We start from the raw sequence: 11757 nt of genomic DNA, 5'->3' as shown, positions 1-11757 counted from the left end.
CCCGACCCGGCGGCGTGGATCGCTGCGGCGGGCATACACATACAACGGGTCGGCGTTGAGCGCGAGAATGTCGGCATTGGCGCTGCAATAGCCCTGCAGCGCAGTCAGTTCGACGTCCTCGTCGGGCAGGAACAGCCGCGTCGGACCGGCCGCCCCGTTGGGGCTCGCGTTCATCGCTTCCCTTTCATGCCGTCAGTTCTCGGGTCCGTCTTCGCCCGCCGTCTTGTCCAGCGCCACCCGGATCCGTTCGGTGTCGGCGGGTGTCCATCCCGCCGGCGGGGCCACCGCGGCCCAACCGTCGAGCATCGATTGGCCGTAGTTGTGGCCGTGTCCGGCCGGCACGCTCGAGGCGTTGGTGATGTCGGCGGCCACCTGCCAGAACGTGATGATCGGGTACCAGCGCATCGAGGCGGTGCGGTCGGTGCCGGGTGGTTCGACCAGCCAATCCGGTTCGGAGAACAGCAGATCCGTCGACCACCAGACGATCGGATCCGACGGGTGCTGCAGGAACAACACCCGGGTGCCTTCCCAGGGGCCGGCGGTGTCCGCGGCGATCTCGGCGGCGTCAGCGGCCTCGGAGAACCGCACGGTGCGGCCGTTGTCGTACCGCGGACGCACCTGCGGGGTGCCCGGGTCGCGGCGCACCATCAGCCCATGCCACAGCGGGCTGGCGTTGGGTGGACCCACCCACAGCACCGAGGAGAAGCCCATCCGGGAGATGTCGGGAAGCCAGTCGAATGCACCCTGACCGGCCATCGACCCGAGGCTCTCGCCGTACAGCACAAGCTTGGGGCGGCGTTCCGGCGGCAATTCCTCCCAGCGCGCCTGGATCGCGTCGATCATCATCCGGCCGTTGTCCATCGACTTCTGCCGATCGCCCATGAACGAAATCCAGCTCGGCAGATAGGAATACTGCATACCTACCATGGCGGTGTCGCCGTTGTACATCAACTCCAGGGCGCGGGCGGCCACCGGATTGACCCACCCGGTGCCGGTGGTCGGGACGATCACCAACAGTTTGCGGTCGAAGGCGTGGGTGCGCTCAAGTTCGCTGAGCAGCACCGCGATCCGCTGCTCGTCGGTGTCGGCGGTGTGCAGACCGGCATACACGCGGATGGGCTCTTTGGCGGGTTCACCGTTGACCGCTTCGAGTTCGGCGGCGCGGGGGCCGGTGGCCACGAAGTTGCGGCCCTGAAATCCGAGCGAATCCCAGGCTGCGAAAGATGCTGGGCTGCCGGACCTTTCGGGCTCTGTCGGCTGGTTGACACCCTCACGGGTGGTGGTGTTCTGCGGCTGGAACACGCGACTGGCCCCGGCGAGGAATCCGCGGTAGAGCACACCGTTGACCAGGGTGATGACGAGCACCACCACGATCGCGGTGCCGATGAACTGGGCCACCTCCCGGTGCAGACGCCAGCGCCGGATGAAGTACCGGGCCAGCAGCCGTACGGCGTCGCGCAGCACGCGCGCGGTGCCGATCAGGGCGGCGGCCACGGCGGCGGTGATGATCAGGGTTCGCATGTAGCCGAGGGTGGCCGGCCCTTCGATGCCCATCAGCGCCGATACCTGCCGCTGCCAGGCCGCGGCCGGGATCAGCATCAGCACGCAGGCCGTGGCCGATCCGGCAATGACCAATGCCTTGGCCCAGTACAGCACCCACTTTCGCGGGGGCCACCAGGTACGTCGCGCCAATACGAAGCGGTACAACGCTTTTCCGAGCAGCACCCCGATGCCGTAGCCGATGGCAAGGTTGATGCCACCGATGAGACCGGCGAACAGCCAGTCCCGCGGCAGCAACGACGGGGTCAGTGACAGGCAGAAGAACAGGGCGCCGACTGCGATGCCGGCGAAGTCCAGCCGCACCAGGCTCCAGGCCCAGCGCAGCAGAGGATGACGTGCGTCGAGGGTCTCGGCCGTCACCCGAACAGCCCGGGCAGCACGCCCTCCGACGTGCTCCGTAGCTCCGCGAGGGTGATGCTGAACTGACCCTGGACTTCGACCGAGTCGCTGCCTTGGTCCACCACGCCGACGCGGGTGACCGGCAGGTTCCTGGCCTCACACATCGACCGGAACCGGCTCTCCTCGGTGCGCGGCACCGCCACCAGCACGCGGCCCGACGACTCCGAGAACAGGAAGACGAACGGATCGATACCGTCGGGAAGATCCTCCGGAAGGATGACCCGGCAACCGGTTTCACCGGCCAGCGCGGCTTCGACGATGGCCTGGATCAGGCCACCTTCGGACAGGTCGTGGGCGGCCGAGATCAGCCCGTCGCGCGAGGCCGCGGTCAGCACCTCGGCCAGCAGCTTCTCACGCTCGAGGTCCACCTTCGGTGGAACCCCGCCGAGGTGGTCGCCGGTGACCTGAGCCCAGACCGATCCGTCGAACTCGTCGTGGGTGTCGCCGAGCAGCAGCAGGGTCTCCCCCGGTTCGGTGCCCAGGCCGGTGGGGATGCGTCGTTTCACGTCGTCGATCACCCCGAGCACCCCGACCACCGGAGTGGGCAGGATCGCGGTGGATCCGGTTTGGTTGTAAAAGCTGACGTTGCCGCCGGTGACCGGAATACCAAGGGCGGCACAACCATCGGCCAGGCCCCGGACGGCCTGGCTGAACTGCCACATCACGCCGGGATCCTCGGGCGAGCCGAAGTTCAGGCAGTTGGTCACCGCCACCGGGGTGGCCCCGGTGACGGCGACGTTGCGGTAGGCCTCGGCCAGCGCCAGCTGTGCGCCCGTGTACGGGTCGAGCTGGGTGTAGCGGCCCGAGGCGTCGGTGGACACCGCGATGCCGCGGCCGGTGGTCTCGTCGATGCGCAGCACCCCGCCGTCAGCATGCTCGGCCAGCACGGTGTTGCCACGCACGTAGCGGTCGTACTGCTCGGTGATGAAGGCCCGGCTGCACAGGTGCGGGCTGCCGATCAGGGCCAGCAGCGTGGCCTTGAGCTCGTCGCCGGTCTTGGGCCGGGGCAGTTTGGCCGACGTGTCGGCGACCAGGGCGTCCTGGGTGTCGGGCCGGGCCACCGGGCGCTCGTAGACCGGGCCCTCGTGGGCCACGGTGCGCGGCGGCACGTCGACCACGGTCTCACCGTGCCAGGTGATCTGGAGGCGGTCGCCGTCGGTGACCTCACCGATCACGGTGGCCAGCACCTCCCACTTGCGGCAGACGGCCATGAACGCCTCGACGTTCTCCGGCGTCACCACGGCACACATGCGTTCCTGGGACTCGCTGGAGAGCACCTCGGCCGGGGTCATGTCCTTGGCGCGCAGCGGCACCTGATCCAGCTCGATGCGCATGCCGCCGTCACCGGCGGACGCGAGCTCGGAGGTGGCGCAGGACAACCCGGCGCCGCCGAGGTCCTGGATGCCGACCACCAGGCCGGCGGAGTACAGCTCGAGGCAGCACTCGATGAGCACCTTCTCGGTGAACGGGTCGCCCACCTGAACGCTCGGCAGCTTCTTGCGGCCGGCTCCAGATTCGTCGCCAGAGAACGTGTCCGACGCCAGCACGCTCACGCCGCCGATGCCGTCCAGGCCCGTGCGCGCCCCGAACAGGATGATCTTGTTGCCGGTACCCGACGCGAAGGCCAGGTGCAGGTCTTCTTTGCGCAGCGCGCCGACGCACAGCGCGTTGACCAACGGGTTGCCCGCATAGGACGGGTCGAAGATCGTCTCGCCGCCGATGTTGGGCAGGCCCAGCGAGTTGCCGTAGCCGCCGACCCCACGCACCACGCCGTCGAGCACGCGGCGGGTGTCGGGCGCATCGGCCGCACCGAAGCGCAGCTGGTCCATGACCGCCACGGGACGGGCGCCCATCGCCATGATGTCGCGGACGATGCCGCCGACGCCGGTGGCCGCGCCCTGGTAGGGCTCGACGTAGGACGGGTGGTTGTGCGATTCGACCTTGAAGGTGACGGCCCAGCCGTCGCCGATGTCGACGACGCCGGCGTTCTCACCGATGCCGGCCAGCATGCCGGCGCGCATCGCCTCGGTGGTGGTCTCACCGAAGTAGCGCAGGTGCACCTTGGAGGACTTGTACGAGCAGTGTTCGCTCCACATCACCGAGTACATGGCCAGTTCGGCATCGGTGGGGCGGCGATCCAGGATCTCGCGGATCCGCTGGTACTCGTCGTCCTTGAGACCGAGTTCGCGGTAGGGCTGGGGCTGATCGGGGGTGGCGGCTGCCCGCTGCACCGTGTCCATAGCGTGGGTGAGCTCAGACGTCACGACCCCAGTTTAGTGGTTGCCCGCGTATAGGCGCGGGCAGCCGCTGGTGCACCGACTCCGTGCAACACGACGCTGCCGAGCACGGCCACCACCAGCACCTGCGCCACGGTGTGCTCGGCCACCCCTTCCAGGGCGTTGAACGCCAGTAGGCCGAACACGATCGAGGCGGTGCCGCGCGGGCCGAGCCAGCCCAGCAACAGCCGCTCTCGCCAGCTCACCGGGGAGCCCAGCATGGCCACCAGCACCGGCAGCATGCGCACCACGGTCAGCGCCAACAGGCAGAACACCACCGTGGCCAGCGAGATCCCAGAGCGAAGCGCCAGCACCGCGGTCAGGCCGAACACGAACCACATCATCGCGGCGAGCAGGAAGCCCACGTCGTCGACGAGTTCGAGCTCGGCGGAGAAGGTGGCCGAGGACCGCAGGTAGTTGAACGCGATGCCGCAGACGAACGCCGAGACGAAGCCGTTGCCGTCGACGAGCAGGCTGGCACCGAAGGCCAGCAGCGGCGCGGCCACCAGGATCACCCGCTTGGCCTGATCGGTCATCAGGTCGCGCTGCTGGGCATGGTTGGCGGCGACCGCGAGGGCAGCGCCCACCAGCACACCGACCAGGATCGCCTTGACGGCCTCGGGGACCGCCGAGGCCAACGCATCGACGGGAGTCTCGACGTGCCGCGCGTCGGCGGCCAGCACCACGGCGAAGATGAAGACGGGTGAGATGATGCCGTCGTTGTAGCCCGCCTCGACGTTGAGCAGATCGCGGACCCGTTCGGGGAGCCGGGCGTCGCGCAGCAGTGTCGACGTCGGCGCGAAATCGATCGGCACCACGATGCAGGCGATCACCAACAGCGCGGCCCAGGACAGGCCGGGCAGCAGCCACCCGCCGATCAGCACCGAGCAGGCCAGCCCGAGCGGCAGCGCGATGAACAGCAGCCGCAGCGCCGATCGCGGATCGGCACCCAGAAATCCGCCGCGGACATCGGTGGCGTCGACGAACAGCAGGACCGCCAGGATGATCTCGGCCACGTGCTGGGCACTGTCGGCGTTGAGGGTGTCGGCCACCCCGCTCTGGGTGAAGCCGACCGCCACCCCGGCCAGCACCAGCACCATCGGCGCGGTCAACCGCAGCCGGGCCAGCCCCCTCGACAGCAGCGACCATCCGGCAAGCACGACCGATACCGCGATGAGCGAGAGCAGCACAGCGGTGATCATTCCAGCCGTGCGCTGTGACGGTTCTGGTTTGTGGCGCCGAACCCACGGGTAGGCCGACAGGGTCACGCAACCGGCGAACGAAAGGGAGTGAACCGATGACCGCGAGCACCGAGACCGGCCATGTGACCGGCACGAAAGACAAGAACTACAACCTGATCTGGTACACCGAGCAGTGCCTCGAGAACGCCCTGCGGATGGAGACGTTCATCGCCGACGCCGAACGCGACGGCGACACCGAGGTGGTCGAGTTGTTCCGTAAGGCGCAGGCCGACAGCCGCAAGGGCGCCGAGATGGCCAAGCACATGCTGGCCAGCCGGATCAGCTAGCCCTGCTCGGACCCGATACAGAACGCATTGCCCTCGGGGTCGGCGAGAACCACCCAGCTGAAGTCATCGCCCATGCTGTGTCGTTCGGTCTCGCTGGCCCCGAGGCTCACCAACCGGGCCACCTCGGCTTCCGCGTCGGACGCCGCCAGGTCGAGGTGGACGCGATTCTTGCCCGGCGTCGGAACCGGGACCTTCTGAAAACCCAGCCGCGGCCCGTCGGGTTGCACCAACATCACGAACTCGCCTGGCGCCAAGGCGGTCACCTCGCCGCCGAGCGCTTGCGCCCACCACTGGGCCAGCGCATCCGGGTCGGTGCAGTCGATCGTGATCATCTCCACGGACAGTGCCATGGCGCCGACCTTAGATCAGGCCGGTGACAAGAACTCCCGCAATGCCGCCGAGTAGGCCGCGACGTCTTCGGCACCCATGAATTCGCGGGCCGAGTGCATGGCCAGTTGCGCCGCGCCGACGTCGACGGTCGGGATTCCGGTGCGCGCCGACGTCATCGGGCCGATGGTCGAGCCGCACGGCAGATCGGCACGGTGTTCGTAGCGCTGCAACGGCACCCCGGCCTGATCGCAGGCCAGCGCGAAGGCCGCGGCGGTCCGCCCGTCGGTGGCGTAGCGCAGGTTGGGCTGCACCTTGAGGACGGGTCCGGCGTTGACCGCGATCTGGTGGCCGGGCTCGTGGCGGTCCGGGTAGTTCGGATGCGTGGCGTGCGCCATGTCGCCGGAGGCCACCATCGATCCGGCGGTGCGGCGCAGGAAGGTCTCCCGATCGCCGCCGGCGGCAAGGACGATCCGCTCCAGCACCGTGGGCAACAGCTCGGACTGCGCGCCGTGGTCGGAGGTCGAGCCGACCTCCTCATGGTCGAACAGGGCCAACACCGGCACGTGCGAACTGGTCTCTGCGGCCAACAACGCCTCAAGCCCGGCGTAGCAGGTGGCCTGGTTGTCCAAGCGGGGTGCGCTGACGAACTCGCCGCCGGCCCCGGTGATCGCCGACGGCGCCAGGTCATGGGTCATCAGGTCGAAACCCAATACCTCGGCCTCGGTGACGCCGGCCCGCTCGGCGATGAACCCGAGGAACGACCGCGGCCGCTCACCCAGGCCCCACACCGCGTTGAGGTGGCGCTGCGGGTCGGGGCTGACGCCCTTGCGGTCCTCGGACAGGTGGATGGCCAGCTGCGGCACCCGCAGGATCGGATCGTCGACGCGCACCAGCAGATGCTCGATCGTCGTGCCTCGGCGGACCGACAGCCGGCCGCTGATCCCCAGGTCGCGGTCCAGCCACGAGTTGAGCCAGGCCCCGCCGTAGGGCTGCAACGCGACGACCTGCCAGCCCGCCACGACACGGTCCGGATGCTGCTTGACCCGGAGATTGGGGCTGTCGGTGTGGCCGCCGACGACCCGGAACGGCGCGGCGGGGTCGGTCTCCTCGGTGTTCCAGGCCACCAGCGACCCGGCCCGCACCGTGAAGAACTTTCCCCCCCGGCCCGATTCACCGCCCGCGGTGGCAGGCCAGCTGTCGGTTTCGGCGAGTTCGGTGAATCCGGCCGCGCGCAGCCGGTGCGCGGCGGTGGCGCACACATGGAACGGTGACGGCGAGGCGTCGATGAATTCGCACAGACTCTGGGCGCTAGCTGCCATATGTCTATCTTGACCGGGAATTGCGGGCGCGCCACGCTAGGGTCGGTTTGTGACCGCACCACAGCCCCAGCCGGTTCTGGCGCCGCTGACGCCGGCTGCCGTGTTCATGGTGGCGACCATCGACGACGGCGGCGAGGCGACGGTGCATGACGCGTTGGCCGATATTTCAGGTCTGGTGCGCGCCATCGGCTTCCGTGACCCTTCGAAACGTCTGTCGGCGATCGTCTCGATCTCGTCCGACGCGTGGGACCGCTTGTTCTCCGGTCCGCGCCCCGCCGAGCTGCACCCGTTCATTCCGTTGGACGGCCCGCGTCATCGGGCCCCGGCCACACCGGGGGATCTGCTGTTCCATCTGCGCGCGGAGTCGATGGATGTGTGTTTCGAGCTGGCCACCAAGTTCGCCGACGCGATGGCCGGCGCCGTCACGATCGTCGACGAGGTGCACGGTTTCAAGTTCTTCGACAACCGGGACCTGATGGGTTTCGTCGACGGCACCGAGAACCCCGACGGTCCGGTGGCGGTCAACGCCAGCCAGATCGGCGACGAGGACCCGGATTTCACCGGTGGCTGTTATGTGCACGTGCAGAAGTACGTCCACGACATGGGCTCGTGGAACTCGCTGTCCACCGAAGAGCAGGAGCGGGTGATCGGCCGCACCAAGCTCGACGACATCGAACTCGACGATGCGGTCAAGCCCGCCAATTCCCATGTGGCGCTGAACGTCATCGAAGACGACGAGGGCAACGAGTTGAAGATCATCCGCCACAACATGCCGTTCGGCGAGATCGGCAGGGGTGAATTCGGCACGTACTACATCGGCTATTCGCGTACGCCCGCGGTGACCGAGCGGATGCTGACCAACATGTTCATCGGCGACCCGCCGGGAAACACCGACCGCATCCTGGATTTCTCCACCGCGCTCACCGGGGGCTTGTTCTTCACCCCCACGATTGATTTTCTGGACGATCCACCGCCGCTGCCGTCGGACCCGCTGTCCCAAGCAGCAGAAGACGTTTCACCGGATCAGGGCCACCGTGACGGCTCGCTCGGCATCGGCAGTCTGAAAGGAATCCCGCAATGAACAACCTGTATCGCGAGCTCGCCCCGATCACCGAGTCCGCCTGGGCCGAGATCGAACTCGAGGCCAGCCGAACCTTCAAGCGGCACATCGCCGGTCGACGTGTGGTCGATGTCAGCGAGCCCGGCGGCCCGGTCACCGCGGCGATCAGCACCGGGCACCTGCTCGATGTCAGCTCGCCCGGCGACGGTGTGGTGGCCCATCTGCGCGACGCCAAGCCGCTGGTGCGGCTGCGGGTGCCGTTCACGGTGCAGCGCAAGGACATCGACGATGTCGAGCGCGGATCGCAGGATTCGGATTGGGATCCGGTCAAGGATGCTGCCAAGAAGCTGGCCTTCGTCGAGGACCGGGCGATCTTCGAGGGCTACCCGGCGGCCTCGATCGAAGGTATCCGCAACTCCAGCTCGAACCCGGCACTGGCGCTGCCCGACGATGCCCGTGAGATTCCCGACGTGATCGCCCAGGCGCTCTCGGAGCTGCGGCTGGCCGGCGTCGACGGGCCCTACTCGGTGCTGCTCTCGGCGGAGACCTACACCAAGGTCAGTGAGACCACCGCACACGGTTATCCGATCCGTGAGCACCTGAGCCGGCTGGTCGACGGGGAGATCATCTGGGCGCCGGCGATCGACGGGGCATTCGTGTTGTCCACCCGCGGCGGGGATTTCGACCTGCAATTGGGCACCGACGTCTCGATCGGCTACCTGTCGCACGACGCCGAGAGCGTGCAGCTGTACCTGCAGGAGACCCTGACGTTCCTGTGCTACACCGCCGAGGCGTCTGTCGCCCTCACCGCGTAGTTCACGTTGCCCCGCGAGCGACTGTGTTCGCGGGGCGGCAGGCTCAGACCGAGAGCACCGCGTCCAACGCGGAGTAGAACAACCCGAGCCCGTCATCGGACGGACCGGTCAAGGCCTCGGTGGCATGTTCGGGGTGGGGCATCAGGCCGACGACGCGACGGTTTTCCGAACACACACCCGCGATCCCGCGCATCGAGCCGTTGAGGTTCTCGCGATAGCGGAACACCACGCGGTCCTCACCCTCGAGCTCGTCGAGCACGGCTTCGGAGGCCACGTAGCGGCCCTCCCCCGACTTGAGCGGGATGAGCAGGTCGGCACCGACGTCGTAGCGGGTGGTCCAGGCCGTGGTGTTCGACGCCACCTCCAGCCAGGTGTCACGGCAGATGAAGTGCAGCCCGGCGTTGCGAGTCAAGGCGCCGGGCAGCAACCCGGCCTCGCACAGCACCTGGAAGCCGTTGCAGATGCCCAGCACGGGCATGCCCTTGCCGGCCGCTTCGACGACCGAGCCCATGACGGGAGCGAACTTCGCGATCGCACCGCAGCGCAGGTAGTCGCCGTAGGAGAAACCGCCGGGGACGACGACCGCGTCGACGCCTTTGAGATCGGCGTCGGCGTGCCAGAGGTTGACCGCCTCGGCCCCGGCCAGACGGACGGCGCGGGCCGCGTCGACGTCGTCGAGCGTCCCGGGGAAGGTGATCACCCCGACACGGGTGCTCACGAGTCCTCCCGGCTCACGGAGAAGTCCTCGATAACGGTGTTGGCCAGCAGAGACTCAGCGATCTCGGCCAGGGTTTCGTCGGCTACGGAGTCGTCGACTTCGAGCTCGAAACGCTTGCCCTGACGGACGTCCGCGATACCACCATGTCCAAGCCGACCAAGTGCCCCGACGATCGCCTGCCCCTGCGGGTCGAGGATCTCCGCCTTGGGCATGACGTGCACAACCACCTTTGCCACGGCGCACACTCTACCGGCACGACCCGATGTAAGCCGTGCACAGTGGGTCCGCGAGCGCATCGAGCACCGCTTCGTCCGATGGCGCCGACCACATCACCCGTGGCGGTGTGGTCGACCACATGGCCAGTTCGACGATGGTGCTGTTGCGCGAATCGGCCAGCAGGTACTGGTGCAGTACCTGCTTACCGTCGAGGGTGAGCACCGCGGCCAGCTGACCGGGCTGCTCGGTGGTGATCGAGGTGGTCATTCCAGGGACCTGACAGGCGCGGAGCGCCGCGGCGGCGCCCTGCACGACCGCCAGCGCAGTCTGGCCGCCCAGCCATGTCTCGCCGCGCCAGTGGATCACCTGCACCCGCAGCTGCCAGTCCCCGGCGGGCCGAGCGACGTCGGCGCGGGCCGCGACCGCATAGCTACGCGGATCGCCAGGCACCGGCGGCACGGCGCAGTCCTCGGCGAATCGGAAGCGTGGTGCGACCGCGGTCACGGCCAGTCCCGCCAGCCCGGGCCAGCGGTATTCGCGGTACAGCGGGAGTTGTGAGGATGCCACCCACGCCGAATCCGGGATGCTGTCGCACCGCGGCGGGCAGTTGGCGCTGGGCTCCGACCACGCCGCGGGCGGCGCTGCGGCCAGCCCGCAGAGCACGAGCGACATTGTCGCGATCACCCGCCAGATCCCCACCGAGCGTCACAATATAGGTATGCAGCTCACGCATTTCGGACATTCGTGCCTATTGGCAAGCATTTCGGATACCACCGTGCTGTTCGATCCGGGTACCTTCTCGCACGGTTTCGAGGGCATCACCGGCTTGTCGGCCATCCTGATCACCCACCAGCACCCCGACCACGCCGATACCGCCCGATTGCCGGCACTGATCGACGCCAACCCGCAGGCGGTGTTGTATGCCGATCCGCAGACCGCCGCGCAGTTGGGCGAACCTTGGCGCGCAGTGCATCCGGGCGACGCCTTCCAGGTCGGTTCGCTCAACGTGCGCGGCACCGGCGGCACGCACGCGGTCATCCACCCGGAACTTCCTGTGATCGACAATATTTCGTATCTGGTGGGTGACGAGGAGCATCCGGCACGGCTCATGCATCCTGGTGACGCACTGTTCGTCCCCGGCGAGCCGGTCGACGTGCTGGCCACCCCGGCCGCGGCCCCGTGGATGAAAATCTCGGAGGCCGTGGACTTTCTGCGTGCGGTCGCGCCGACGCGGGCGGTGCCGATCCACCAGGGCATCATCGAACCGAATGCCCGCGGCATCTATTACGGACGGCTGGCCGAGATGACGAACACGGACTTCCACGTGCTCGCCGAGGAAAACGGCACCGAATTCTAGGCGGCGTCCAAGCGCGGTGAACTAAGCGATGTCGGCCGCCGCGCCCCGTCCGGCTGCCCGGCCGGAGAAGATGCAGCCGCCCAGGAAGGTGCCTTCCAGGGATCGGTACCCGTGCACCCCACCCCCGCCGAAGCCGGCGTCCTCAAAGAGGATGGGGCCGCCTTCGGGGGCCTGTACGC

The 11757-nt window shown here is 68.1% G+C and carries 13 protein-coding genes; 4 read left to right on the top strand and 9 right to left on the bottom strand.

Annotated elements, in window-relative coordinates; translation table 11 throughout:
• Nucleotides 1-192: 192 nt before the first annotated feature.
• The 3 genes from A5740_RS19300 to A5740_RS19290 are packed head-to-tail and all read right to left on the bottom strand — an operon-like array spanning nt 193 to nt 5425.
• Nucleotides 193-1920: an alpha/beta-hydrolase family protein gene (locus A5740_RS19300; protein WP_076196624.1), complete on the bottom strand. Its 1728-nt coding sequence runs from the start codon at nt 1918-1920 to the stop codon at nt 193-195.
• Nucleotides 1917-4199, bottom strand: coding sequence for a phosphoribosylformylglycinamidine synthase subunit PurL (gene purL / locus A5740_RS19295; RefSeq protein WP_175616296.1), 2283 nt, complete (start codon nt 4197-4199; stop codon nt 1917-1919). Before purL ends, A5740_RS19300 begins: the two co-directional genes overlap by 4 nt.
• A gap of 20 nt (nt 4200-4219) precedes the next feature.
• Entirely contained in the window at nt 4220-5425 is a 1206-nt protein-coding gene (locus A5740_RS19290) for a cation:proton antiporter (RefSeq protein ID WP_076196628.1), read from the bottom strand.
• 107 nt (nt 5426-5532) lie between these two features.
• Here A5740_RS19290 and A5740_RS19285 point away from each other — a divergent pair, with 107 nt between their 5' ends.
• Nucleotides 5533-5763, top strand: coding sequence for a hypothetical protein (locus A5740_RS19285; RefSeq protein ID WP_076196620.1), 231 nt, complete (start codon nt 5533-5535; stop codon nt 5761-5763).
• Here the strand turns inward: A5740_RS19285 and A5740_RS19280 are convergent.
• Nucleotides 5760-6113 (bottom strand): VOC family protein, encoded by a 354-nt coding sequence (locus tag A5740_RS19280; protein ID WP_076196618.1) that lies wholly within the window; start codon nt 6111-6113, stop codon nt 5760-5762. The two genes, A5740_RS19285 and A5740_RS19280, sit on opposite strands and share 4 nt — an antisense overlap.
• A gap of 15 nt (nt 6114-6128) precedes the next feature.
• Nucleotides 6129-7412: a M18 family aminopeptidase gene (locus A5740_RS19275; RefSeq protein WP_076196616.1), complete on the bottom strand. Its 1284-nt coding sequence runs from the start codon at nt 7410-7412 to the stop codon at nt 6129-6131.
• Between the two features lie 49 nt (nt 7413-7461).
• On the opposite strand from A5740_RS19275, the gene A5740_RS19270 reads away from it, so the two are divergent.
• Nucleotides 7462-8493 carry a Dyp-type peroxidase gene (locus A5740_RS19270; protein WP_076196614.1) on the top strand — a complete coding sequence of 344 codons (1032 nt, stop codon included), beginning with the start codon at nt 7462-7464 and terminating at the stop codon, nt 8491-8493.
• Nucleotides 8490-9287: a family 1 encapsulin nanocompartment shell protein gene (locus A5740_RS19265; RefSeq protein ID WP_076196612.1), complete on the top strand. Its 798-nt coding sequence runs from the start codon at nt 8490-8492 to the stop codon at nt 9285-9287. The genes A5740_RS19270 and A5740_RS19265 overlap by 4 nt, the downstream gene beginning before the upstream one ends.
• Before the next feature lie 43 nt (nt 9288-9330).
• Here the strand turns inward: A5740_RS19265 and purQ are convergent, their stop codons facing one another.
• Genes purQ through A5740_RS19250 form a run of 3 tightly spaced genes read right to left on the bottom strand, consistent with a single transcriptional unit; the run spans nt 9331 to nt 10893 of the window.
• Nucleotides 9331-10005, bottom strand: a complete 675-nt coding sequence (gene purQ / locus A5740_RS19260; protein ID WP_076196610.1) for a phosphoribosylformylglycinamidine synthase subunit PurQ — start codon at nt 10003-10005, stop codon at nt 9331-9333.
• Nucleotides 10002-10241 carry a phosphoribosylformylglycinamidine synthase subunit PurS gene (gene purS, locus A5740_RS19255; RefSeq protein WP_054603966.1) on the bottom strand — a complete coding sequence of 80 codons (240 nt, stop codon included), beginning with the start codon at nt 10239-10241 and terminating at the stop codon, nt 10002-10004. Before purS ends, purQ begins: the two co-directional genes overlap by 4 nt.
• Before the next feature lie 10 nt (nt 10242-10251).
• Nucleotides 10252-10893, bottom strand: a complete 642-nt coding sequence (locus A5740_RS19250; RefSeq protein ID WP_076196608.1) for an ATPase — start codon at nt 10891-10893, stop codon at nt 10252-10254.
• A gap of 46 nt (nt 10894-10939) precedes the next feature.
• Between A5740_RS19250 and A5740_RS19245 the strand changes: the two genes are divergently transcribed.
• A complete protein-coding gene (locus A5740_RS19245) occupies nt 10940-11578 on the top strand; it encodes an MBL fold metallo-hydrolase (protein WP_076196626.1) in 639 nt (212 codons plus the stop codon).
• A 21-nt stretch (nt 11579-11599) separates the two neighbouring features.
• Here the strand turns inward: A5740_RS19245 and A5740_RS29170 are convergent.
• On the bottom strand, nt 11600-11757 hold a 158-nt coding region (locus A5740_RS29170; RefSeq protein WP_175616295.1), incomplete at its 5' end, for a hypothetical protein.

The organism is Mycobacterium sp. GA-1841, from assembly GCF_001954135.1.
GTDB lineage: Bacteria > Actinomycetota > Actinomycetes > Mycobacteriales > Mycobacteriaceae > Mycobacterium.
The sequence above is the reverse complement of the archived record's forward strand: the minus strand, read 5'-3'. Positions and strand labels throughout refer to the sequence as shown.

Bases quoted from the DNA above. Each gene is read 5' to 3' on its own strand.
- A5740_RS19265 (WP_076196612.1), top strand. From the start codon at position 8,490: ATGAACAACCTGTATCGCGAGCTCGCCCCGATCACCGAGTCCGCCTGG.
- A5740_RS19250 (WP_076196608.1), bottom strand. From the start codon at position 10,893: ATGTCGCTCGTGCTCTGCGGGCTGGCCGCAGCGCCGCCCGCGGCGTGG.
- A5740_RS19285 (WP_076196620.1), top strand. From the start codon at position 5,533: ATGACCGCGAGCACCGAGACCGGCCATGTGACCGGCACGAAAGACAAG.
- A5740_RS19280 (WP_076196618.1), bottom strand. From the start codon at position 6,113: ATGGCACTGTCCGTGGAGATGATCACGATCGACTGCACCGACCCGGAT.
- A5740_RS19275 (WP_076196616.1), bottom strand. From the start codon at position 7,412: ATGGCAGCTAGCGCCCAGAGTCTGTGCGAATTCATCGACGCCTCGCCG.
- A5740_RS19245 (WP_076196626.1), top strand. From the start codon at position 10,940: ATGCAGCTCACGCATTTCGGACATTCGTGCCTATTGGCAAGCATTTCG.
- purL (WP_175616296.1), bottom strand. From the start codon at position 4,199: ATGGACACGGTGCAGCGGGCAGCCGCCACCCCCGATCAGCCCCAGCCC.